The sequence below is a fragment of the Antricoccus suffuscus genome, from assembly GCF_003003235.1.
Taxonomy (GTDB): Bacteria; Actinomycetota; Actinomycetes; order Mycobacteriales; family Antricoccaceae; genus Antricoccus; species Antricoccus suffuscus.
In genome coordinates, this window is sequence record NZ_PVUE01000001.1 from 231,401 (window position 1) to 255,189 (window position 23,789).

A 23,789-nucleotide genomic window follows, 5' to 3' on the forward strand; every position below is an offset into this window, starting at 1 on the left:
GCAAGCGACACCATGTGGTGCTTGCGTTAAAACGTGATGCTTGCGTTAAAACATACAACGCGTAACCGCCCGAGATCGTTCGCTATTCCCGCACTGCCCGGATGAGTTGGTCAATCAGAGCGGCAGCTCCGGTCTGGAACGCGGGATTGTCGACAAGTCCGTCCGGACCGACATCGTCACGGCCGACCGGGGAGTCGACTCCCTCAAGAATCTGCGCGTCGACGTACCGCAGCACCATGCGTAAATGTTCGGCGGCGCCTGCGCCGCGCCCAGTTGCGGCGACATTGAGTACGCCGCAAGGCTTCTCGTTGAGCTCGCCGCCGCCCACTGTCCAGTCGAGAAGGTTCTTGAGACTGCCCGGCAGGGTCCCGGCGTATTCAGGAGTGCTGAATACGACCGCATCCGCCCAGTCGATTTGCTCTCGCAGACGCTGGACGGCCACGTCGCCGTCGCCGTCCGGGTTGAACGCCGGAAGGTCCGACAGCCCCGCGTAGATGGCGGTTTCCCAACCGTCGGGTACGGCGGTCCGCACGCTGCGTAGAGCGGCCGCATTTGTCGAAGCGGTCCGAGTGCTGCCCGAGATGAGCAGAAGCTTCACGAGCGAATGGCGATCTTCGGCGGTCCCCAAACGGTGATGGGTGGCAGTTCGCCGTCGAACTTCTCGACCTCCACCTGGACGTGCTGCCCGACGTTGCTGCGCGAGAACTTCGACACGGGGATGTCGGTGGCCAGCACGTTGGGGTTGCCGTGGATGCAGTTGCCGTCCTCGTCCGGGTCGTACCACGCGCCGGTCGACAGCTGTACGACGCCGCGCATCAGGTCATCGGAGAAGGCGACCCCGGCTAGCAGGGAGCCTCGTACGCTGCGGACCTTGACGACGTCGCCGTCCGCGATGCCGCGCTCGGCCGCGTCGGCAGGGTGCATCCGCATCGGTTCGCGGCCCTTGATCTTCGACTCAGCCGAGTAGCCGCCGACGTCGAGCTGACTATGCAGCCGGGTCTTCGGCTGATTGGCGATCATCGTCAGCGGGAAGTCATCGCGCACCGCCCACTCGGTCGGGGCGAACCAGGTCGGCGTACCGGGGCAGTCGTCGTACCCGAACGACTCGATCTCGTCGGACTGCAGATGGATTTTGCTGCTCGGCGTACGCAGCGGGTGGGCCTGCGGGTCTGCGCGGAACTCTGTATGCATGATCCGGTCTTTGTCCCGTTTGGGTACGTCGAGCGGTTCGTTCTTATCCCAGAACTCCTGCCAGGAAGGCAATTGATGCCCGCGGGCGGCGTACTTACCCTCCCATTTGGTGTACATCTCCTCGAGCCACTCGATCGACGTGCGACCAGACGAGAACTCGTCATCGCAGCCGAGCCGAGAGGCTAGCCCGCGCAGGATGTCGTAGTCGTCGTGCGCCTGCGCGAACGGCTCGACGATTTTGTGCATCGGGATGAGGGCGTCTTCGGTGATCGCGGCACCGAGGTCGTCGCGTTCGACCGACAGCGTTGCGGGCATGACGAAATCGGCGTGCCGCGCGGTCGAGGTCCACATCGAGTCGTGTACGACGACCGTGTCCGGCCGGCCGAAGGCCTCGCGTAGCTTCTTTAGATCCGGGCTGTGATGGAACGGGTTGCCGCCGGCCCAGTAGACGACCTTGATGTCGGGGTAGGTGAGTGTCTTGCCGTCGTACGTGTAGGTCTCACCCGGCTGCAGCAGCATGTCGGCGATGCGCGAAACCGGTATATAGGTGCGAACGGGATTGTGCCCCTTGGAGAACGTCGGAAGCCCGAAGAGCATCTCGGAGTGCCCGACCCGGTTGGTCGAAGCGTAGCCGTGGCCGAATCCGCCGCCGGGCAGGCCGATATCCCCGATAAGGGCGGCCACACACACCCCGAGCCACATTGTCTGTTCGCCGTACTGCTGGCGTTGCATGGACCAGCTCATGGTCAGAAAGGTGCGCTTCTCCGCCATCAGGCGGGCGAGGTCGCGGATGGCGCCGGCTTCGATGCCACAGATCTCGGCGGCCCATTCCGGCGTCTTGTCATGCACCGATTCCGCGAAAAGGTCATAGCCGACGCAGTAGTTGGCGACAAACTCCTTGTTGTATAAGCCTTCTTCGATCAGGGTGTGCGCGATCGCCTGCAGCAAGGCTCCGTCGGTCGCGGGCCGGATCGACATCCAGGTGGCTCCGAGCTCAGCGGAGACGTCATCACGCAGCGGGGAGACGTTGACCAACTCGATGCCGTTGTCACGGCAGGCATGGAGCCACGGCAGTAGATCGTGGCTGATCGCGCCGCCGTTGGCGATCGCGGAGTTCTTGCGGGGAAGCCCGCCGATGGCGATGACGAGCTCGGCGTTTTCGGAGATCGACTTCCAGGTCGTCGCCTCGGTCTCCCACTGTGACTCGGTCGCGATCACATGCGGCAAGAACGGGCCCGACGCGCCGAACGAGTAGTTGTTGACTGACTGGGTGTAGCCGCCGGCCGCCGCGAGGAACCGTTTGAGCTGCGACTGTGCATGGTGGAACCGACCGGCGCTGGACCATCCGTAGGAACCGCCGTAGACCGCCTCGGCGCCGAAGTTGCGGTAGACGCGGCTCAGCTCGCCGGCGAGGAGGTCCAACGCCTCATTCCACTCCAGGGGGACGAACTCGTCGCGCCCGCGTTTATCGGTGCGCCCGGGACCGTCCTCAAGCCAGCCGCGTCGCACGTATGGTCGGTCGATGCGGGCCGGATGCTGCTGCGCGTCGACCACGTTTTCGATGATCCGGTGCGGATCTGGGTCGCCGGCGTACGGCGTAACCGATGTGATGCGGCCACCCTCGGTGTTGGCCGCGAACGTGCCCCAGTGCGAAATGTGCAGACCACTCTTACCCATTCGCCCAGTTTACGCCGGGGGTCGTGCCCAACCGAGTGAGAATGCTCGCGGAATTAGGACTGGGGGTCGGGGGTGCTGACCGCGGGCGGCTCGGCGTCGTCATTTTCGTTGGTGACCGTTGCGCCGAGGTCGGAGGTCGAGCGCAGATCCTGCTTGAGCTGATCGATGTCGGCGAGGTCGTTGTCGAAGTAGCCCTCGAAGTCCGACCCCTCGTCGCGAATGTTGCAAACGTTATGCACACAGGCCGCGATTCGTTGATGCTGCTCATCGGAGTACGCCGCCCAGTTGTCGAGGAACACGCGCAGATCGGAGTGCATCCCGAGCACGGTGTACTGGTCGAAGCTCGTGTTGCGCTTGGCGAGTTCTTCGACTCGCTCGGCATGATTGGTGAGTTCGGTCAAAAGCGCGTCGGGGGATTCGGCGGAAGTCATAGGCTCAGCATATGGGGACCCGGCCTTGAATCTCGCCCGGTTTAGGTCCCTGAAGTGCAAGTTGACGCGAAATGGAGTCCGATGGACCTGCCCGAACTGAGTGCGGCGGTGGCCGAGGCGCGGCGACGGATCGGCGGTCGGGTGCGTCGTACCCCGGTCGTGGACGCCGTCGTACCCACGCCTGCGGGCCCGCGTGAGGTCACCTTCAAGCTGGAATACCTACAGCACTCGGGTTCGTTCAAGGCGCGCGGCTCGATCAATGCGGTGCTGGCCGCGTCGGAGCAGGGGCTTATCGGCGAGTCGGGCATCGCGATCGCGTCCGGCGGAAATGCCGGGATCGCGGCGGCATGGTCGGCCGCCCAGGTCGGCTGCCCCGCCTCGGTGTTCGTGCCCGAAAACGCGCCGGCCGCCAAGATCGCACGGTTGCGCTCGCTCGGGGCCGACGTCGTACTCAAGGGCAAGGAGTACGCCGAGGCGCTGCACGCGGCGGAGGAGTTCGTACGCCGCAGTGGCGCCCTGCAGCTGCACGCCTACGACCTGCCGGACGTCGTCGCAGGCGCCGGTGTGGTCGGACTCGAACTGCTGGAACAGCGGCCGGATATCGACACGGTGCTGGTTGCGGTCGGCGGCGGCGGTCTGGTGGCTGGAATCGCGTCCGCGGTTACGCCGCGGCACGTCGTCGGCGTGGAGCCGTCGGGGATTCCCACCCTCGCCGACGCGCTCGCTGCCGGGGCGCCGGTCGACGTCCCGGTGGACAGCATCGCCGCCGACGCACTCGGCGCGCGCCGGCTCGGCGAGATCGCGTACGCCGTGACCACTCAGGCCAAGGTGCAATCCGTGCTGATACCCGATGCCGAGATCGTGCGTGCTCGCGCGTGGCTGTGGGGCGAACTGCGGGTCGCGGTCGAGTACGCCGCTGCGACTGCGCTCGCGCCGCTACTGTCCGGGGCTTTCGTGCCGGCCGAGGGTGCTCGCGTCGCGGTCATCCTGTGTGGCGCGAATACCGATCCGTCCGACTTGTCATGAGCATGGAGGTGTCGCGTGGATGGATCGGCTCGCCGCACCGCCGGATCTGCCAGGCGCCGCAATGGCATCGTAAGTACGCCACCTCGCCATCACTGGTGCGGTGCCTCGACTGCTCTCGCCATTGGTGATCAATCATGATCTCATCATTCAGTAAGGTCATTATGTAGTTCAACCATTACAAGTTCGCTAGGAGACTCCATGAGTGTGCTGATTACGGTGCGCGGCTCGTTCAGTGCCTTCCGCCCACCAGAACGGGCGACCGCGCACGTGTCACTCGTGTTGGAGGCGTCGAGTTCGAAGGTGGCGTATGCCGGTGCGACTAAATCCGCGGCCGTTGTTACCGAAAGCCTGACCGAGCTGCATAACCCGGACGGCGGACCGGTGACCTGGTGGTCCAGCGACCAGGTCCGCACGTTTGCGCATCGTCCATGGAACAACCAGGGCAAGCAACTTCCGCTTGTGCATCGCGCAAGCGTCACCTTCGCCGCCAAGTTCAGTGATTTCGACCGCCTCGGCACCTGGATTGCGCGCACCACCGCGGTCGAGGGCGCGACCGTCAAGAGCATCGAGTGGGCGTTGACCGCCGCTCACCGTGAGCAACTCACTCGGGAGGTCCGGGCCGGGGCCGTACGGGACGCCCGCGACAAGGCGCAGCAGTACGCCGACGCGCTCTCCCTCGGGCCAGCGCGTGTGGTTGCGATTGCCGATGCCGGGATGCTTGAACAGGGGCTCAACCCGACTGGAAACGTTGCGCCGCAGCAGTTTTCGCGGATGGCTGCCGCCCAGGAGGATTCTCTGGTCGGGTTTGCGCCGGAAGACGTCGAGATTTCGTCGATCATCGACGCGAAGTTCGACGTTGACGCCCCGCAGTGATGTAATAAGTTAATGCATCTGAACCCTTACGGTGAGTACGCCGTACAACTCGCAGTGGAACTGGCTAACCGTCCGCCGGAGACGACACTCGAGTTGGTTGAGAGGTGCAAGGCGGCCAGTATCGTCATCGACTTCGAGGTGACCGACGACGACCTCGCCCAGACACTGGAGATGCTCAGCGAGTGGAGGCTCATCGCAGACAACACCGACCCTGAGACACGCGCCAAGCATGTGAACGCGATGCTCGAGGAGGCCTCGGCGTACCCGCGGATGACCAACCACGTCGGCTATGGTTGGCACCTGCACTACCGCGACGACCAGCAGTCTCTGGCCGGCGTACTCAAGGCCCTGGTGTCGGTGGGTACGGCGCTGCACCTGGTTGGCCGCGGCATGCACCGACTTGGGCGGTGCGCGTTGGAAGAGTGCGACAACCTGTACGCCGATATCTCGCGCAATGGCCGGCAGCGATACTGCTCCCCGCGGTGCGCCAACCGGGACGCCGTACGCCGGCATCGCGCCCGCTAGCAGGCGCAAATCCGCCGATTGCGCGGTACCGTTAATCATGTTGATCGTTGAGGATTTGTTCCTGCTACTGACCGACGACGAGTCCGGCAAGACCTACGCCGCCGGGGGCACCACCGACTACGCGCTGGCCGGTTCACTACTGCTGGAGTTGCTGCTCGAACGCCGAGTACGCGCGACGATCGAGCCCAAACACCAGGGCGGGTTGCTTGAGGTCGTGGACACGACCCCGACTGGGGATGCGATCTTCGACCACGGACTTAGCATTGTCGCCAAACACGACGGCGAACGACTGCCCAACGTGATCCCGCCGCTGCACATCGGGCTGCGTGACCATCTGCGTGAGTCCCTAGTCGCCAAGGGGATCTTGTGCGTCAAGGAGTCGAAGATCCTCGGCATCATTCCGCATCATGCTTGGCCCGCTCAGGACACCGTGCACGAGCACGACATCGTCGAGAAGGTCACCAACGCGCTCCTGAGCGTGACCGAGCCGACCGAGCGTATCGGCGCCCTGATCGCCGCGCTGTCGGCACTCGGCGCCGAAACGATGGTGCTCGAGCCGGAGGCGCACGGCGTACCGCGCAAAGACGTACGCCGCCGGGCATCGGCGATCGCCGATAACGCGGACTGGGCGCCGGCGGACCTGCGTGAGGGTGTGCAGCTGGTCATCGGCGCGATCAATACGACGATCATGTCCTACACGACCGTGCCCGTCGTGCCGTTCTAGTCTCTTGCCGGGCCTCGCCTCTTCTCCCGGGAGCGAGTGGATCCCAACGGGGCATCCACGCGGACGATCCCGCCGCTCATCCGGCAGGTATCCGCTAGCGGAAGTCGACCGCTTCGTCAACCGAGGCGCGGTCAGTGCGGAACGAGTTGACCGGATGCTCGTGGTCGGCGTACCCGAACGACACCGCGCAGACGACGAGCCGGTCATCGCCGATGTCGAAGAACTCACGCACGAACTTGGACTGGCGCGCGACTGCGGCTTGCGGAATCGCCGCTATGCCAAGGCTTTCGGCCGCGAGCAGGAGGGTCGAAACGTAGGCGCCGCAGTCGACCGCGCCGTACGTGCCGAGCAACTTGTCACTGGTGATGATCGCGGTGTGCGGGGCGCCGAACAGATCAAAGTTGAGCGCCATCTGTGCGTTGCGCGCGTCGTAATCATCGCGGGCGATGCCGAGTGCGCCATAGAGACCAAATCCGGCTCCGCGGCGGCGTTCTTGGTAGACGCCTGTGTATTTCTCCGGTCCGGGGATGTCGTAGGTGTCCGATGGCGTATTCGCGGCGTCCTGGCGAAGACCAGCGCGGAATTTGTCCGTCGTCTCGCCACTGGTCACGACGACCTGCCATGCCTGCGAATTGCACCACGAAGGCGTTCGCTGCGCGACCGCGAACATCTCGCGCATATCTGCCTCAGGCACCGGCTGGTCGGTGAACGCGCGGCAGGAGTAGCGATCGTTGAGGAGTTCGGCGAGTGCCTGAAGCTTGATGGCAGTGTTGGTCATGCGGGGGAATTCTCCTCGCTCGGCGGGATTCGGCAACTGTTACTTAGCGTACGACGACCCGGTCTGCGCTTGCCTAGGGATGCCGCCGCGATGGATGATAAACGGACGTGATCGCGTATGCCGTCCGGCGTACGCCCGAGAAGGAGTCTGCTGATGCCCGTTGTCGTCGGTTTTGTTCCCACCAATGAAGGTCGCACCGCGTTGCGGCGGGCGGTAGAGGAAGCATCGTTGCGAAACGAGAAACTCGTGGTCATCAGCTCCAACCGCGGCGGTGAACGCTTTACCGATGCGCAGGCTAAGGGATTCGACGAGGAACTCGAGAAGATCAAGGCCGAGCTGTCGGCGAAAAGCGTCGATCACGAGGTGCGCGGGCTGGTGCGCGGCAATGACCCGTCCGAGGATCTGGTCGAGGTCGCCGAAGAGATCGGCGCGAAGCTGATCGTGATCGGACTGCGGCGCCGCTCGCCGGTCGGCAAGTTGCTGCTCGGCTCCAACGCACAGCGCATCCTGCTCGACGCCAAGTGCGACGTACTCGCGGTCAAAGCCGACGCCTAATACCCCTTCGCTCAACGACCGAACTTCTTAGGGGACGAGCACCGTGCGGACCAGTCCGCTTGCCGGTGGCGGCTTCTGCAGGGCGTCTTTCAGCTGCTCGAAGTTCAACTCGTTCGCGGACGGCACCGACACGCTGCGTTGCCCGAGCCGGGCGACCACCCCGCTGAGAGACTCCTCGGCGGCGCCGGGTCGCTCGCGCACGTAGTCGCCCCAGTCGACGCCGACGATCTCGCGTTCCTTCAGGAGCGTGTGGTTGGCCGGCAACTGTGGGATCATGCCGCTGGCGAACCCGACGACCAGGTACTTACCGCGGAAACCCAATGACCGCAGGGCAAGTGGCGCCAGGTCGCCGCCGACGGGATCGATGACGTAGTCGACGCCATCCGGGTACGTCGCCTTCATGACGGCGCGCATGTCATCGGTACGCCGATCGATGACGAGCTCGGCGCCCGTGATGGCCTCGGGTTGAGAGGTGACGGCGACGACGTGCAGTCCGAGGTCGGCCGCGATCTCGACACAGGCCGCGCCTACTGCACCGCCCGCGCCGAGCACGAGCATCCGTTTGCCCGCCTCGGCAGTGATCCGGTTCTCCAGTGCATAGATCGCCGTACCGTACGCCTCCAGGCCGGCCGCGGCGCCCACGTCACTGAGTCGGTCGGGAATCGGCACGGTGCTGGCCGCTGCCACAGTGACCTTGGTGGCCCAGGCTCCGGCGCAGCGAGTCACGACCCGGTCGCCGACGGCGCGGTCTCGTACGTCGACGCCGACGGCAGTGATATCGCCGGCGCACATTCCGCCTGGCGTGTAAGGAAGCTTGGGCACGACTTGGTACTTGCCGGTGACGATCAGCCGGTCGACATACGCGACATTGACCGCGCGTACGTTGATGATGACCTCGTTGGGGCCGGGTTCGGGATCTGCGGACTCGACGATCTGCAGCCCGTTCACGAGATCAAAGGAGTGGCATTGTAGAGACTTCATCGATCAGTTCTATACGAGCGGTCAGAGCGGCGTACCGGCTGGGTCGTCGGTCAGCGACCGGCAAAGGGGAGATCATGCTCGAATCTCTAGCGGACACGATTAACGCCGACGCGGCGCTGGTACGCCGAGGCCGATACGTGAATGCGACGATGTTGTGGGACCTCGGCGACGAGAGGTACGCCGTCGCGATAGAGCACGGACGAGTCGTGTCGGTGCAGAAACCACATGTGATGGCGACGTGGACGTTCGCCGTACGCGCTCCTTTGTCCGAGTGGCAGGAGTTCTGGCACGCAGACCCGAAGCCTGGCTCGCATGACATCCTCGCGCTGCTGCGCAGGCAGGTCGCGGTCGTCGAGGGTGACCTGCACCCGTTCATGGCAAACCTCATGTACTTCAAGGGCGTGCTCGCCGCGCCGCGTCAGGGGGCGAAATGAATCCGCGGATCGAGCCGATCAAGGGCTACTACCTACGAACGACCATCGCCGGCGTCGACCAGCGGGTGTACGTCGAAGAGGCAGGAGAGGGGATTCCGCTGCTGTGCCTGCACACAGCGGGATCGGACGGCCGGCAGTTCCGGCACATGATGAACGATCCACGGATCACCGACCATTTTCGGGTAGTCGTGTTCGATCTGCCGTGGCACGGCAAGTCCTCGCCGCCCGCCGGTTGGGAAGGTACGACGTACCAGCTCGATGCCGATACGTATGCCGAGACCATCCTGACCGTGAAGCGCGACCTTGAGCTGGATCGGCCGGTATTGCTGGGATGTTCGATTGGCGGCCGCATCGTGTTGCAGCTCGCACGCACACATCCAGAGGAGTTCGCCGCGGTCATCGGGCTGCAGTCCGGCGTCGCCGTACCGCCGTACTACGACCGGAGTTACCTTGGTCGGCCCGATGTCAACGAGAGTGAACTGTGCGTGGCGTTGATGTCCGGTTTGATCGGTCCGGCGGCGCCATCGGCCGATCGATGGGAGACGCTCTGGCATTACGCCCAAGGCGGGCCCGGGGTGTTCAACGGCGACCTGCACTTCTACTCCGACCAGCGGGACCTTCTAGAGGACGTCGCGAAGATCGACACCAGTCTGTGCCCGCTCTACTTGCTCTCGGGTGAGTACGACTACTCGTGCCTGCCGTCGGACAGCGCCGCCGTTGCAGAACATGTCGACGGCGCCGAATTCGCCGTCATGAAGGGAATCGGCCACTTTCCGATGAGCGAAGACCACGACATGTTCTACTCATACCTCGGCCCCGTCCTCAACTCCGCCAGATCTCGCCGCGGTAAAGGCTGCTAATCCTCGCCGAGATGCAGCAAGATGAGCCAAGCTCGTCGCGGCCCACGACTTCGAATATTGCGGGCTTATGGCCTTCTTTGCCGTTGTGCTACGTAACAATCCAACTATTGCTGAATTATGCCCACTGTTGTATCGATCGCGTTCCGCATGGTCTGGCGTCGCTCATTCGTGTCTGTTGTTGAGTGTGATGCGGTGATGCAGGATCGGGGTACGAGTCGCGTCAATCCAGACCGGCGGGCGCCAGTGTGGAAGCCCGTTGATCATGAGTGACTTCCAACCGCGGTTCTCGAATTCGCGGTGGTGGTATCCGCACGCGAGGGTAAGACCGTCGATGTCGGTTGCTCCGCCGTCCCGCCAGGCGATCACGTGATGTACCTGGCACCATTCGGGTGGTACGTCGCAGCCAGGGAAGGAGCATCCACCGTCGCGCGCGACCAGCGCCGCGAACTGCCGGTCCGATGCCAGCCGTGCCGCGTGGCCCAGATGTAGCACGACACCGTTGCTGTCCAGCACAGCGGGCAGGAACTTCAGGTGCGCCGCTTCGGCGAGCAGATCTCGCACCGGGACCCGGACACCATGCGTGCTGGTGGCGTACCCACAGCCGGCCATCAGGTCCTCGAGGCGGATGGTGGTGATGACGGTGCCACGGATCCCGCCGCGACCGGTCGCCGGGTTGGTGTCCAGCAGCCGGTTGCAGGCATCCAATAACGCGTCGTGCATCCGTTGGCCGCCGGTACGCTTATCGCGCCCATCAACGTCGGCCGCGCGGGGCGCGGCGAGTGGGTCGAGGACGGCGCGTAGTTTCGCGAGAAGTTCGGCCGTCGCGTGGCCGGTGATCGTCCCATTGTCGTGCAGGTGCACGGCGCGTTGCCGGCGACGTTCGGCGTCGCGGGGCTCGTCACCGTCAGGGTCGAGTCGGTCGGAGATCTCCGAGGCGAGGCCGTCGAGGTCCTTCGGCCCAAGCGTGTCGGTGTGACTAGCGAGGATGGTCTCCGCCTCCTCGAGGTCGGCGGGCCTGATCCCGGGCCGCCCATCGAGGCGGTGCAGTGCCTTATAGATGATCCGGGCCTGCGCTGCAGTGACCCGGCCCGCGCGTTGTCGTTCGGCGAGATAGGGCCTTACCGGCGCTAATGGTTGCCCGCCCAGCGTGACCCGCTGACCGAGTGCCGCGGCGGCCTCGACCCGGTGCCGCGCGTCGGTGTGGGTGAGGTGCAGGGTGTCCGCGAGCAGGTTAGTCACATTCCGGGCGGTGAGTACGTCCGCGGCGCGGGTGTCTTCCAGGGCCCCGATGATCGCGTGGTCAAGGACGGCCAGACTGTTGCGGGCCTGTTCTACCTCACGCGCGAACTGGATGAGCGCGACCGGCCCGAGTCCCGATAACGCGCCGCGGGTGGAGGTAGCAACCAGCTCGCGCGAGGCATCGGTAAAGGCGTGCTGGCAACCGGTGAGGGCGTCTAGTCCGGACAGATATGCGACGCTCACGACCGATCACCCACTCAAACTTGCTGATACGTATGTTCGAATTCTATCAAGCGGCGTATCGATTTTCAATAGGGCTGCGAACAGTTGTTCGAATCGTTTGAGTAAGCCTGCTAAAGCGCCTATGCTAACGAACTCCTGCGTTCGACGACCGAGATCTAACGGCCGAGGATCGAGTCCGAGATGACGCGCATCTGGATCTCGCTGGTGCCTTCGAAGATCTTCGTGAGGCGGGCATCGCGCCAGTAGCGCTCGGCCGCGAAGTCCGTGGTGTAGCCGGCGCCGCCGTGGATCTGCAGCCCCTCGCTGGTGACTCGCTCGGCCATCTCGCTGGCGAGGTACTTGACCATCGAGGCCTGTGTGCTGGCGCGTTCGCCGGCGTCGATCTGACGAGTGACGGCGTACATCAGTTGGCGCACCGATTCGACCTGTGCGGCCATATCGGCGATCTTGAAGCGAATCGCCTGGAACTTCGCGATCGGCTGGTCGAACTGGATGCGGGTGTTGGCGTACTCGACGGCATCTTCCAAAGCGCCGCGGGCCAGCCCGATCGACCGGGCAGCGGTGTGTGCGCGCGCCGTGTCGAGGAACTCCATGATGGTGTAGAAACCCTTGCCCTCAACCCCAAGTAGCGCCTCGTCGCCGACCTTGAAGTTGTCGAATGAGAGCTCCCAGGTGCTCCATCCGTGGTATCCGATCTTGCGGACCTTGGTGCCCTTGAGGCCGTCCGGCAATGTGCCGCGTTCTTTGGGGATGAAGAACGTCGAGACGCCTTCGTGGCGACGCTTCGGGTCGGACGGCGGCGAGGTACGCGCGAAGACGATCAGGTAGTCCGAGCCGTCAGCGAAAGTGCACCACATCTTGGTGCCGTTGATGACCCAGCCGTCATCGGTCTTGGTGGCGCGGCAGGACATGTTGGCGACATCCGAACCCGCCTCGGGCTCGGAGATCGCGATCGCGCCGAGGAACTCGCCGCTGGCGACCTTCGGCATGTACTCCTTGCGCTGTTCCTCGGTGAAGCCGGAGTTGAGCGAGTTGCCGCGCGCGATGAGGCTGCCGACGCTCATCCATGCGCGGGAGAGCTCTTCGGCGATGATGCAGTATTCGGTGGCGCCGAGTCCGAGGCCGCCGTACTCCTCGGAGATGGTGATGCCGAAGAAGCCCATCTCGCCCATCTTGTTGCGCAGTGAGTCGGGAATGTCGCCGTGGATAGGGTCGAGCTCGTTGGCGACGGGCAGGACTTCCTTCATGGCGAAGTCGCGGGCGAGCGCCTGCAGCTCACGCTGGTCGGGCGTCAGGCCGGCGGCGGAGAACTTGCTGTCTAAAGGCATTGGAGGACCTCTTCGGTTTTCGGGCAACTCGGGCAGTACTGGTGTCGGTCAGTGGTTCGACGTGGGCATCCCACATCGTCGATCCGGGACGTTATCGACCTTAATGATCATGCGGGAGGCCAATGTCGGCAGGTGCACGGGGTCCCGCCAGCGCGGGATCCGTGTGGTGCGACGTAGCCAATCCAGCTCACGTCAGGCGTTCTTGGCCTTCCGTTTGGTCTGGCTGACGGCCGGCGACTCCAATAGGAAATCTCCAATGATCGGCGCGTAGGTCTCGGCGTTGACGATGACATCGACGTGCCCGCCGGGATACATGACCAGCTTGCTGTGCGGCATCCGCCAGTGGATCATCCGGCCGTTGATCGGCCGGATGATCGGGTCGTCGTCCCCGAAGAGCAACAACGTCTGCTGTTTGACTTGGGAAAGCCACCGAAGGCTCGTCCACCCGACCATCGCCAAAAGCTGGTTGGCGTACCCCACCTTGGACACTCCATGCGCGATGTCCCCGAAGATATCGCGTGCCTCTTCGGGACGCTCACGCATCGAGCCGCCGTACAGCATGGGTGCCACGGCCGCAGCCTTAGCGGCGTCCCGATGCCGACTTCCGGATAGCAGCTGGGCCAGCACTCGTGGTTGGCCAGGGACCATAGTCATCCCGGTTCCGGTGCAGGCCAGCACCAGCCGCCGGCAGAACCGCGGGTACTGGTGCGCAAACTGTTGTGCCAGGCCGCCGCCCCAGGAGATCCCAAAGACGTCCACCTGTTTGTAGTCGAGTTGGATGCACAGCTGGTGAATCGTCTGTGCCAGACCGGACATCCGGTATGGCCGAGCGGGCGTAGCCGAGCCGCCAACACCCGGTACGTCGAATCGTACGACCCCAATACGGTCGTCCAACGCGTCGACGAGCGGTTGCAGTGCTTCCAAGCTCGTGCCGATCCCGTTGCACATCAGCAGCGGCGGTACGGCGGGGTCGCCCGGCCGCACCTGCACGCGGATCTCCTGGCCGTGAATGTTTTCAATCTGAGTCTGAGTGTTGCCCATTAGTCCTCAAAGACGTAGTTGCCGGGGGCCGCGTAAAGCGGCGGGAATGCCTTGGCACCAAGCGATTTCGGCGCGGCCTTCTCGGTGGTGTCGCGTTCGCGCAACCATGCGACGTAGTCCGGCCACCAGGATCCTTGCTCGGTCGTGGCGCCGGCGAGCCAGTCCGCAGCGTCGGGCGGGTTGTCATCGTTGATGCGGAAGCGCGCCTTCTGGTTCGTGGGCGGATTGACCAGTGAGGCGATGTGCCCGGACGTCGACAGGACGAACCTGTTCGATCCGCCTAGCAGTTGGGTCGAGCGATAGCAGGACTGCCACGGGCTGATGTGGTCGGCGATGCCAGCGACGATATAGGAGTCCACATCGAGTGCCGATAGGTCCACCGGCTCACCGAACAGCTTCCCCATGCCGGGCGTGGCGAGGGAGCCGGCGATAGCGGCGTCAAGGAAGTCGGCGTGCAGACCGGCCGACATGCGCGTGGTGTCGGCATTCCAATAAAGGATGTCGAACGCGGGCGGGGTCTTGCCCTGTAGATAGTTGCTGACCCAGTAGTTCCAGATCAGATCGCTCGGCCGCAGCCAGGCGAAGATCTCGGCCAGGGCCTTGCCGTCGAGGTAGCCCTTGCTCCTCGACGTGGCTTTCGCTGTCTTCGCTAATCGATCGTCGATCGCTGCCTCCATCAGCCCAACGCCGGCCGGTGCGAGCACGGTTACCCCGAGACTGAGACTGGCGAGTTGATCGGTCTTCCCGGCGGCGGCAAGCTGACCGCCGAGCGTCGAGGTGAGGATTCCGCCGGAACAGAATGCAATGACGTGGGTCGTCTTCGACCGCGCGATTCGAGTCGCGGCATCCATCGCGTCCAGGATCGCCTGACCGTAGGTGTCGAAGCCCCAGTCGGCGTGCTCGGCACTCGGGTTGCGCCAGGACATCGCGAATACTTGCTGGCCGGACGCGACGAGGTATTCGACGAGGCTTCGGCCCGGCGCGAGGTCCAGGATGTAGTACTTGTTGATCGTCGGCGGTACCACCAACAGCGGCGTACTGCGTACTTTCGCCGTGGTGGGCTTGTATTGAATCAGCTCGAAGACATCCGTCCGCAGCACGATGACACCCGGCGTGATGGCGAGATTCTTCCCTACGTCGAATGCGTCCGGGTCGACCATCGTTGGCACGCGGGGCTTGCTCTTCATGTCGGACACGAGGTTCTTCGTGCCGGTCACAATGCTCGCACCGCGCGTCTCGCGCACCGTTTTCAAGACCGACGGGTTGATCAGCGGATTGTTGCTCGGCGAGGTCGCCTCGATCACATTGTCGAGGATGAACCGCAGCTTCTCGGAGTCCTTCCAGCTCAGGTCAAGTTCGTCGAAGGTCTCGCGCGCAGCAGCCGACAGCGCGAGATATGACTGCAGGAAGCGCTTACGCGCGCGGCTGTCGGTCCAGCCAGGATCGGTGAATCGCTTGTCGCGTCCAGCCTCGAGCGTGGAGCTCCCCAGCATGATCTTTGTGAACTCGCCAGCCAACGACAGCCCGCGCGGCGCCAGTCGGACTGACTGGCTAAGTAGCCGCCCGGTGGCGCGGACGCCCGCCATTCCCGGAATCCAGCGTCGCCACATGCCGAGCGCCGCATCCGAGAGCAGCATGTCCAGGGCCGCGGCATTGTTGGCCGCGGCCTCGGCCGGGTCGTCGTTTGGCGCGTCGTCGGCGGCGGTACTCATGGGCTGTCCCCCTAAGCGGTCGGAGTGCGCGTGACTCCTGAAGATCGCATCAATGTGATCGAGACCACGTTACAGAGCGTCGCGCGATACCTCCCTATCGGGCTGCAGTTCAGCGGTCGCCGGCGCATTGCCTTCGCCTAGAAGCGCGATCAGTCGGCCAAGCGGGCGGCGTTGTGCCCTTTTGGGATTTGTTCGGCGTGAGGTATTGACCGATCACCACAACATTGTCTACCTTGCGTACGTAACCACGCTATATCCACCGTATATACGTACAGATGGGAATCGCCATGCGCGTGAAGTTCCGGGGAGCAGCAATTGCAGTTGCGCTCGCAGTTGTTCTGGCCGGCTGCGGCGGGGTCGCAGACAACAAGACCAAACCCGGCGACAAGTCGGTCTCGGACAGCGCTCCGGTGGTCAAGGACTACGACCCCGATGGCGTGTTCTCGTGGGGCTACACGATCATGGCGACCAGTCTGGATCCCCATCGCGGTACGTCTGGGTTCGACCAGAACTGGCTCTTCCCGGTGTACGACCGCCTTGTCTACTCCACGCCTGATGGCTCGCTTGAGCCGATGCTCGCGACTTCCTGGAAGGTCGGCAAGGACGGCAAGAGCCTTGCATTCGAGCTGCGCACCGGAGTGACCTTCTCCGATGGCACGCCGTTCAACGCCGCGGCGGTGAAGTTCAGTCTGGACCGAGCGAAGGGACCCGACAGCACAATCAAGAACGAGCTCCACAACGTGACCGATGTCGTGGTGGACGGCCCATCGACCGTGACTCTCAAGCTGGACGGCGGCGCCGGTGCGCTGTTGGGCTCGCTTGCCGACCGAGCGGGGATGATTGTCTCGCCGACCGCGGCCCAGGCCGGTACCCTTGCCTCGAATCCGGTCGGCGTCGGCGCCTACAAAGTAGCCGAGTACAAGCCGGGCGACCGGGTCGTCTACGAGCGCACCGACGGATACTGGGACCCGGATGCGCAGAAGGTCAAGAAGATGGTCTTCCGCGTCATGGTCGACGACCAGACTCGACTTAATGCACTCAAAACCGATGAGTTGACGATGGCGTTGCTCCGGCAGAACCAAGTCGATCCCGCGTTGGATGCCGGCCTTAAAGTGCTATCAGGGCAGAGCCCCACCTTCTATTATTTCGGTCTCAATACGAGCAAAGCCCCGTTCGATAACCCCAAGGTTCGGTTGGCGTTGAACCTGGCGATTGATCGCGAGGGGATCGGTGACGGGCTCTTGGAAGGATTCTGCACACCACAGCTGCAGCCTTGGCCGACCACGAGCTTTGCCTACAGCGAAGATATTGGCAGTGGTCTCAAGAAAGTGCCGCACGATCCGAAGAAGGCGAAGGAACTCCTCAAAGAAGCCGGAGTCGGCGAAGGCTTGGAGTTCGATGCATCCGTCACCAACATCACCGGCTATACCGCCGTAGCCGAGGCAGTACAGGCACAGTTGAAGGACGTCGGGGTGACGATGAACCTCAAAGTCGTCCCGTCGGTGCAGGCGGCGGAAGAGTTCAACCTCGACAAGACCGTCGCCGCCACGATCTCCGGCTACTCTCCATCGCCGGATCCGCAGGGCGTCATGGATCGCCTCCTGCTGCCGACCGCCGTGGCGAACCCAGGCGGTTACAGCGATCCGAAGGTTGTTGAGCTCAGCGAGAAGGCGGCATCGTCTATCGACACAAAGGAACGCGCCGGCTATTACGCCGACATCATGGCGGAGCTCATGGACACCATGCCGTCCGCGACCCCGATATGTATGCAGCAACGCACCGAGGCGTATACCTCGAACGTGTCAGGTCTGAGCATCTTCGCCAGCGGTGGTCGCGACTATCGCGGGGTGGCGGTCTCCAAGACCAAGTAGCCATGAATGCGCTCCTAACCCGACTATCGACACGAACGGAACTCCATGACGCTGGCTCTTGAAGGGATCCGGGTCCTTGAACTCGGACAGATATATAACGGTCCCTACTGCGGACTGCTGCTAGCGCAGCTCGGCGCGGACGTGATCAAGGTGGAGCCACGCGATGGTGAGCGTCTCAGATTCCGGTCGACGGAGGCCGCGGAGACGCACGAGTTCCTGATGCTCAACTCCAACAAGCGGAGTGTCGCGGTCAACCTGAAGTCGGCCGGGGGAAAGGCGGCTATCCGGAAGCTGGCCGCAAATGTCGATGTCATTATCGAGAATTTCGGGCCTGGAACGATGGATCGGCTGGACCTTGCTCCGCAAGACCTACTCGAGCTAAATCCGAGACTCGTCTACGCGTCGGGCAAGGGTTACGGATCGACGGGTCCCTACGCGCACATGATGGCGATGGACATCACGGTCCAGGCAATGTCCGGCGCGATCTCGAGCACCGGGATGCCCGATGGGCCGCCGATGAAGGCCGGTCCCGCGTTCATCGACTTCTCCGGAGGGATCCATTTGTATGCCGCGATCATGACGGCGCTCTACCAACGCGAGCGGACGGGGCGCGGGCAGCTGGTGGAGGTGTCGATGCACGACACCGTCTACCCCATGCTCGCGTCCTCGCTCGGTGCGATCCACAACGACCCGGAGCGGGTACTGCCGGAGCGCACCGGCAATCGGCACTCGGGCCTGGCCGTGTCGCCGTACAATGTCTATCCCACTCAAGACGGTTGGCTGGCGATCATCTCTATCTCGGACCGGCATTTCAAAGGTGTGCTTGAGTGCGCCAGTCGTGCCGACTTGCATGACGATCCACGGTTTGCTAACCAGAAGTCGCGGGCCCGCAACATGGATGCCCTGGACGCCGAGCTCGAAAAGTGGACTCGTCTGCGCACTCGAGATGAGCTCGCGGCGCAGCTCCAAGCGCACGGCGTCCCCTGTGCGCCGGTGCGCACCGTGCGGGAGGTTGACCAAGATCCGCACCTCATCGAGCGCGGGATGATCCGGTACGTCGAACACCCGGACAAGGGCCGAGTTCCAGTGCCGGGTTCCCCATTGCATCTGGCCGACTCGCCCGTCGGGCCGCTGACCGTCGCGCCCCGGCTGGGTGAGGCGACCGATGAGGTCATGGCCGACCTGTGTGGCTACACGGCAGAAGAGATATCCGAGCTCCGGGCGACCGGCGCAATCAGCTAGGAGGACAAATGGACTCGGATGTGCTTCCGCAAAATACGCCGCTCGCGACGTACTTCCGCGAATTGCAAACCCAAGTGGGCCAAGTCAAGACCCGACCGTTGGGTTCGCTCGACCGCGTTGCTATCCAGCGATACGCGCTGACTATCGGTGCCACCGACCCGGTGCATTTCGACCTGGATGCCGCGAAGGCTGCGGGCTACCGCGACGTTGTCGCCCCACCCAACATGCTCGCCGGCACCTTTGAATGGGGGTTGGGGACACCGGAGTCCGAACTCAACCGGGACGGTACCCCCGACCGGGGCTCGCCCGCATCCCGAGAGCTGCGGGGCATGGGGGCCGGCGAAGAGATGACGATCGCCAGTCCGGTCGTGGCCGGTGACGAGATCGTCCTGGATGAGATCGTCGACTCGGTCGTGGCAAAGCAGACCCGCGGAGGACCGTGCGTGTTCGTCACAACCGCGCACATCTTCAAGGCGCCGTCCGGTGAAATCTACAACCACAACCGACGCACGATCGTGCTGCGCAATCCTCACGAGGAGTCCGAATGACCCCCGGAGCTCCCATGAACCCCCGCGCCCCAATGAAACAGTGGCAAGTCGGTCACGAGTTGCCGACGCTGATCCACATGCCAAGCACCGTGCAACTCTTTCGCTACAGCGCCGTGACGTGGAACCCGCATCGAATCCACTACGAGGCGTCGTACGCACAATCGGAAGGGCACCGAGGCCCGCTCGTCCACTCGCACCTGCGTGCCGCGCTGGCGCTGCGCTGTGTCACAGAGTCCGTCGGTGCTGACTACACGTTGATCGGCTCCAAATATCGAGTGCGCGTCCCGGCGATTCCAGGTGACGAGCTCCGGTACGGCGCGACGCTTGCCGAGGTTGCCGACGATCGCCTTACGTTCGACATCACCGAGACTCTGCCCGACGGGTCGACCGGTCTCGAGGGCACGGCCACCGTCCAACTTCGCAAGGAGCACTGAACATATGGACTTCGAACCGACTCCAGAACAGCAAGAACTCATACTGATCGTCCGCAAGTTCGTCCGTGAAGAGATCGTTCCGTTAGAAGCCGACCTCCCATCTGATGCTGGCCGGCTACCTGACGAGATCGCGTCGCGGCTGAAGAAGAAGGTCGCTCAAATGGGCCTTACCTCCTGGGATGCGCCCGCCGAAGACGGCGGCCCCGGGCTTGACGTCGTGACCCGAACACTGCTTGCGATGGAGATGTCCCAACACCGCGCGGGCCTCTACGCCTCGTGCTACGGCGTGTTCGGCGGCTCCGGTCTCGCGCACTTATACGAAGCGAACCCAGACCAGAAAGAGCGCTACCTGTATCCGACCCTGCGCGGCGAGCGCAGCGGGTTCTTCGCGCTTAGCGAAGCGGGCGGCGGATCCGACCCGGCCCGAAGCATTCGCACCCGGGCGGAACGCGACGGCGACGACTGGGTGATCAACGGGACCAAAATGTGGATCTCCAACGTCGCGGAGTCCGACTACGGCATCGTGGTCGCGCGCACCGGCGAGGGCCGCAAAGGATTGACCTGTTTCATCGTCGACACGGACGCGCCCGGCTTCAAGATGCTGCGAGTGATCCCGTCGCTGCGCAAGGTTCACGAGCCCACCGAGTTGGTGTTCGACGACGTACGGGTTCCCGACAGCAACCGGCTCGGGCCGGTCGGTGAAGGATTCACCCTTGCAGCGGGTCGACTGGCGAACTTCCGGATCCCGTACTCGGCGTCGTGCGTGGGCGTCGCGATCGCGGCGCACCGCCTGGCCGTCGACTACGCGCAGATCCGGGAGACCTTCGGCAAACCTTTGGCGCAGCATCAAGGGATCCAGTGGATGCTCGTCGAGAATGAGATCGATATCCGAGCCGCGCGGTTATTAGTACTCGATGCTGCCGCAACCGCCGATCGCGGTGGCGACGTGAAGAGCGCTGCTTCGATCGCGAAGATCTACTGCACCGAGGCTGCATCGCGGGTCGTGGACCGCTCGATGCAGATTCACGGCGGACTTGGCGTCGCGGCGGACATGCCCTTTGAGCGGTGGTTCCGCGAGATGCGGATCCGCCGTATTGGTGAGGGACCTAACGAGGTCCAGCGGATGGTCGTCGCCCGCAGCATCCTCGGCAGCGCCGCGACAGTCTCGGGGGCAACCAAATGACCGGGCCCGACCGGCCGATCCGGATAGCGAACTGTTCAGGTTTCTACGGCGACCGGATGAGCGCGCTGCACGAAGTGGTCAGCGGCGGCGACATCGACGTTGTTACCGGCGACTACCTAGCCGAGGTCACGATGCTGATCCTCGCCAAGGCGCGATTGAAAGACCCGAATGCCGGCTATGCGACGACATTCCTTCGTCAGCTCGAGCCGGCGATTAACGAGATCGCCCAGCGCCGGATCAAGGTCGTCGTCAACGCCGGTGGCCTCAATCCCGCCGGCCTCGCCGATGCGACCCGCTCACTGATCAACGAGCATGGCGTCACGCTCTCGGTTGCTTACATCGACGGTGACGACATCACTCCTCGGCTCCCGCAGTTACAAGAAGCTGGTCACGAGATCGGGCATCTGCACACCGCCAAGCCGTTGGCTACCTGGGGTCACGAGCCGCTCACCGCAAACGCCTACCTGGGCGGCTTTGGAATCGCTCGCGCGCTCGAATCGGGCGCGGACATCGTGATCACCGGTCGCACCGCAGACGCCTCACTCGTGGTCGGTGCCGCCGCATGGTGGTGGGGATGGCAACCAACTCAATACAACGAGTTGGCGGGCGCCGTCGCGGCCGGCCACGTTATTGAGTGCGGCACCCAAGCCACCGGAGGCAACTTCTCCGGCTTCCAGGACGTGCCGGGGCTTGAGGAGCCTGGGTTCCCGCTCGCCGAGATCGATCGTGACGGAACGTCGGTCATCACCAAGCATCCGCACACCGGCGGAGCCGTCACCCCCGACACGATTACCGCTCAACTTCTGTATGAGATCGGGAGTACGTCGTACTTGAATTCCGACGTCACGACTCACCTGGACACCCTGCAGTTGCGCTCGGTAGGAGCGGACCGCGTCGCCATCGAAGGAGCGCAGGGGTCGCCTCCTCCCGAGACTACGAAGGTCTCGATCACCGCGCTGGGCGGATGGCAGAACAGTACGGCGTTCATGTTGACCGGGTTAAACATCGACGAAAAGGCGGACCTCATCGAACGGACGGTCCGCCACAAGCTGAACAAGCTGTCCGGTATCGAGGAGCTCGCGTTCACCCGAGTCGGCAACGCGGCCGACGACTCGGTCACGCAGACCGAAGCAACCTGCATTCTCAAGGTCTCGGTGCGCGGCGACGAAAAGTCTGCTGGCCGGGCGTTCTCCGCGATGTTGGTGGAAATGGCGCTCGCGAGCTATCCGGGCCATTATCAATTCGGTCCGCCGGGCCGCGGCTCCAGCTTCGGCCTGTACTGGCCGGGCATCATTCGGCAGGATCAACTCTCGCACCGTGTCGTTCACCCCGACGGAACCGAAACCCTCGACTCGCCGGCCGTCGTACCCGTCGCCGAAACGGAACGCGCGTCTGGCCCGGTCCAGGTCGACCTCGAGGCGCTCAGCGGACCGACGAGCACCGTGCCGTTGGGCGAAATCGTCTACGCTCGGTCTGGTGACAAGGGCGGCGACGCGAACGTCGGCGTGTGGAGCAGCGACGATGCTTCGTGGCAATGGTTGCGATCAGCGTTGAGCGTCGCGAAACTGCGAGAGCTGTTACCGGAGACAGCCGAACTAGAGGTTTCTCGGTACGAGCTGCCGAAGCTGTACGCGCTTAACTTCTATATCAAAGGGCTCCTTGACGACGGTGCCACCTCGACTACCCGATTGGACAAACAGGCGAAGGCGCTGGGCGAATGGCTACGATCGCGAGCGATCGAAGTCCCAACGAAACTGCTCGAGCGCTAATCGCCCGGCACGCTGCGCGCGTTTATCCTTCTACCCTCGATTTGTGAGGTTTCATGCCACCACGTCCGCATCGAACCGTCGAGCGAATCACCCGGATCCTCGAAGAAGTGGCGTCCGCGAGAGGCGGGCGCACACTTGCCGACCTCGCGCGGGCTCTTGATGCCCCAAAGAGCTCCGTCCAGGGTTTCGTCAACGGGCTGATCGACGCCGGCTACATCGAGGAGCAGGACCGCCGGTATTTCATCGGTCCGGCCATCTACATGGTTGCGACGCAGGCGAATCGGCTCCCCGTGCGCGCCATCACGCATGCCGACCTCGTGGCGTTGAGCGACGCGCTTGGCTGCTCAGCGTTGCTCGGCGTACTCGTGGGTCGCAATCTGGTCTACATCGATCGAGCCGGCGGGCATCCCAGCCTTTCGTACCTCATCAGGACCCAGCCTCGGCGCCCTACCTTGCGGACAGCAGGTGGCAGGGTCCTGGTCGCGGGCCTTGATCCAGACACCCTTCACGAGTTCCTCGAGCGCGAAGACGATCAAGAGTTGGTCGAGAGCTTCCTGTCAGATCTCGAACAGATCCGCACATCTGGCCTCAGCGTCGCCGAGCACAGCATTTCGCCCAACGCCAGCGCGGTCGCGACGGCGATCCGGGGGCCAGGAGGAAACCCAGTAGCGGCACTTGTCCTCGCCGGTACGTCGGACACCATACTGCCGCGTCTCGACGAGCTCGGCGCTCGAGCGAAGCAAGAGGCGGCTGGCTGGTCACGCAGAGTCGCCGAATAGTCAGAAAGCCGGGCCCAGTGGGCGCCGCGCGGAGTCAGCGGAGCGGCGACGAAATTGATTGCGGAGGAAACTATCGAAACGGTAACGAAACCGAGCAGCCGTGCTTGTTTTTCGTGCGTTAGTCTGGCACATTCGTAGGGCATCACTTAACGCTGATATAACGATCCAAGGTCAGCGGCAGCTCGAGATCCGACCACTGCCGATCGACCATCTCGACTGGTTCAGACAGACCACATCCGACGACCCAACGGAACGTCCGTGCCGACCGTGAATTTACATAGCAGATATCTGAGCTTCTTCTACTGAATTTGGTCGACGATTTGACGCCGAAGCACTTCAGCTGGG

At 63.7% G+C, this 23,789-nt stretch carries 23 protein-coding genes; 14 read left to right on the forward strand and 9 right to left on the reverse strand.

Annotation, left to right across the window (positions count from 1 at the left end):
* Positions 1–82: 82 nt before the first annotated feature.
* From CLV47_RS01140 to CLV47_RS01150, 3 genes are read right to left on the reverse strand one after another with little or no spacing between them, the layout of a single operon-like run.
* Positions 83–598: an NADPH-dependent FMN reductase gene (locus tag CLV47_RS01140; RefSeq protein WP_106347158.1), complete on the reverse strand. Its 516-nt coding sequence runs from the start codon at positions 596–598 to the stop codon at positions 83–85.
* On the reverse strand, positions 595–2,868 hold the full coding sequence (locus CLV47_RS01145) for a molybdopterin-dependent oxidoreductase (protein WP_177557454.1): 2,274 nt from the start codon (positions 2,866–2,868) through the stop codon (positions 595–597). Before CLV47_RS01145 ends, CLV47_RS01140 begins: the two co-directional genes overlap by 4 nt.
* Positions 2,869–2,921: 53 nt before the next feature.
* Positions 2,922–3,299 (reverse strand): hypothetical protein, encoded by a 378-nt coding sequence (locus CLV47_RS01150; RefSeq protein ID WP_106347159.1) that lies wholly within the window; start codon positions 3,297–3,299, stop codon positions 2,922–2,924.
* Positions 3,300–3,380: 81 nt separating this feature from the next.
* Here CLV47_RS01150 and CLV47_RS01155 point away from each other — a divergent pair, with 81 nt between their 5' ends.
* The 4 genes from CLV47_RS01155 to CLV47_RS01170 all read left to right on the forward strand — a co-directional run bounded on the left by CLV47_RS01155 (position 3,381) and on the right by CLV47_RS01170 (position 6,447).
* Positions 3,381–4,325, forward strand: coding sequence for a serine/threonine dehydratase (locus tag CLV47_RS01155; RefSeq protein WP_106347160.1), 945 nt, complete (start codon positions 3,381–3,383; stop codon positions 4,323–4,325).
* A 198-nt stretch (positions 4,326–4,523) separates the two neighbouring features.
* Positions 4,524–5,198 carry an SIMPL domain-containing protein gene (locus tag CLV47_RS01160; protein ID WP_106347161.1) on the forward strand — a complete coding sequence of 225 codons (675 nt, stop codon included), beginning with the start codon at positions 4,524–4,526 and terminating at the stop codon, positions 5,196–5,198.
* Between the two features lie 12 nt (positions 5,199–5,210).
* Complete coding sequence (locus tag CLV47_RS01165; RefSeq protein ID WP_106347162.1) at positions 5,211–5,723, forward strand: CGNR zinc finger domain-containing protein; 513 nt, start codon at positions 5,211–5,213, stop codon at positions 5,721–5,723.
* Positions 5,724–5,760: 37 nt separating this feature from the next.
* Complete coding sequence (locus tag CLV47_RS01170; RefSeq protein ID WP_170110904.1) at positions 5,761–6,447, forward strand: GOLPH3/VPS74 family protein; 687 nt, start codon at positions 5,761–5,763, stop codon at positions 6,445–6,447.
* A gap of 94 nt (positions 6,448–6,541) precedes the next feature.
* Here CLV47_RS01170 and CLV47_RS01175 read toward each other — a convergent pair whose 3' ends face one another.
* Positions 6,542–7,225, reverse strand: a complete 684-nt coding sequence (locus tag CLV47_RS01175; protein ID WP_106347164.1) for a nitroreductase — start codon at positions 7,223–7,225, stop codon at positions 6,542–6,544.
* A gap of 153 nt (positions 7,226–7,378) precedes the next feature.
* Between CLV47_RS01175 and CLV47_RS01180 the strand changes: the two genes are divergently transcribed.
* Complete coding sequence (locus CLV47_RS01180; RefSeq protein WP_106347165.1) at positions 7,379–7,780, forward strand: universal stress protein; 402 nt, start codon at positions 7,379–7,381, stop codon at positions 7,778–7,780.
* Positions 7,781–7,807: 27 nt separating this feature from the next.
* Here the strand turns inward: CLV47_RS01180 and CLV47_RS01185 are convergent, their stop codons facing one another.
* Positions 7,808–8,761 (reverse strand): zinc-binding dehydrogenase, encoded by a 954-nt coding sequence (locus CLV47_RS01185; RefSeq protein WP_106347166.1) that lies wholly within the window; start codon positions 8,759–8,761, stop codon positions 7,808–7,810.
* Between the two features lie 74 nt (positions 8,762–8,835).
* Between CLV47_RS01185 and CLV47_RS01190 the strand changes: the two genes are divergently transcribed.
* A complete protein-coding gene (locus CLV47_RS01190; protein WP_106347167.1) occupies positions 8,836–9,195 on the forward strand; it encodes a hypothetical protein in 360 nt (119 codons plus the stop codon).
* Entirely contained in the window at positions 9,192–10,055 is an 864-nt protein-coding gene (locus CLV47_RS01195) for an alpha/beta fold hydrolase (protein ID WP_106347168.1), read from the forward strand. Before CLV47_RS01190 ends, CLV47_RS01195 begins: the two co-directional genes overlap by 4 nt.
* Before the next feature lie 162 nt (positions 10,056–10,217).
* Here CLV47_RS01195 and CLV47_RS01200 read toward each other — a convergent pair whose 3' ends face one another.
* The 4 genes from CLV47_RS01200 to CLV47_RS01215 all read right to left on the reverse strand — a co-directional run bounded on the left by CLV47_RS01200 (position 10,218) and on the right by CLV47_RS01215 (position 15,618).
* Entirely contained in the window at positions 10,218–11,537 is a 1,320-nt protein-coding gene (locus CLV47_RS01200; protein WP_106347169.1) for an HNH endonuclease signature motif containing protein, read from the reverse strand.
* A 155-nt stretch (positions 11,538–11,692) separates the two neighbouring features.
* Complete coding sequence (locus CLV47_RS01205) at positions 11,693–12,865, reverse strand: acyl-CoA dehydrogenase family protein (protein WP_106347170.1); 1,173 nt, start codon at positions 12,863–12,865, stop codon at positions 11,693–11,695.
* A 192-nt stretch (positions 12,866–13,057) separates the two neighbouring features.
* A complete protein-coding gene (gene phaZ / locus CLV47_RS01210; protein ID WP_106347171.1) occupies positions 13,058–13,906 on the reverse strand; it encodes a poly(3-hydroxyalkanoate) depolymerase in 849 nt (282 codons plus the stop codon).
* Entirely contained in the window at positions 13,906–15,618 is a 1,713-nt protein-coding gene (locus tag CLV47_RS01215) for a PHA/PHB synthase family protein (RefSeq protein ID WP_106347172.1), read from the reverse strand. Before CLV47_RS01215 ends, phaZ begins: the two co-directional genes overlap by 1 nt.
* A gap of 287 nt (positions 15,619–15,905) precedes the next feature.
* On the opposite strand from CLV47_RS01215, the gene CLV47_RS01220 reads away from it, so the two are divergent.
* From CLV47_RS01220 to CLV47_RS01250, 7 genes are read left to right on the forward strand one after another with little or no spacing between them, the layout of a single operon-like run.
* On the forward strand, positions 15,906–17,489 hold the full coding sequence (locus tag CLV47_RS01220; protein WP_170110905.1) for an ABC transporter substrate-binding protein: 1,584 nt from the start codon (positions 15,906–15,908) through the stop codon (positions 17,487–17,489).
* 45 nt (positions 17,490–17,534) lie between these two features.
* Entirely contained in the window at positions 17,535–18,731 is a 1,197-nt protein-coding gene (locus CLV47_RS01225) for a CaiB/BaiF CoA transferase family protein (RefSeq protein ID WP_106347174.1), read from the forward strand.
* Positions 18,732–18,739: 8 nt separating this feature from the next.
* Positions 18,740–19,279, forward strand: a complete 540-nt coding sequence (locus tag CLV47_RS01230; RefSeq protein WP_106347175.1) for an FAS1-like dehydratase domain-containing protein — start codon at positions 18,740–18,742, stop codon at positions 19,277–19,279.
* Positions 19,276–19,713: a hotdog family protein gene (locus CLV47_RS01235; protein ID WP_202862311.1), complete on the forward strand. Its 438-nt coding sequence runs from the start codon at positions 19,276–19,278 to the stop codon at positions 19,711–19,713. Before CLV47_RS01230 ends, CLV47_RS01235 begins: the two co-directional genes overlap by 4 nt.
* Positions 19,714–19,717: 4 nt before the next feature.
* Positions 19,718–20,896, forward strand: a complete 1,179-nt coding sequence (locus tag CLV47_RS01240) for an acyl-CoA dehydrogenase family protein (RefSeq protein WP_106347177.1) — start codon at positions 19,718–19,720, stop codon at positions 20,894–20,896.
* Positions 20,893–22,665, forward strand: a complete 1,773-nt coding sequence (locus tag CLV47_RS01245) for an acyclic terpene utilization AtuA family protein (protein ID WP_106347178.1) — start codon at positions 20,893–20,895, stop codon at positions 22,663–22,665. The genes CLV47_RS01240 and CLV47_RS01245 overlap by 4 nt, the downstream gene beginning before the upstream one ends.
* Before the next feature lie 53 nt (positions 22,666–22,718).
* Positions 22,719–23,444, forward strand: coding sequence for an IclR family transcriptional regulator (locus tag CLV47_RS01250; RefSeq protein ID WP_106347179.1), 726 nt, complete (start codon positions 22,719–22,721; stop codon positions 23,442–23,444).
* The last annotated feature ends 345 nt before the right edge of the window (positions 23,445–23,789 follow it).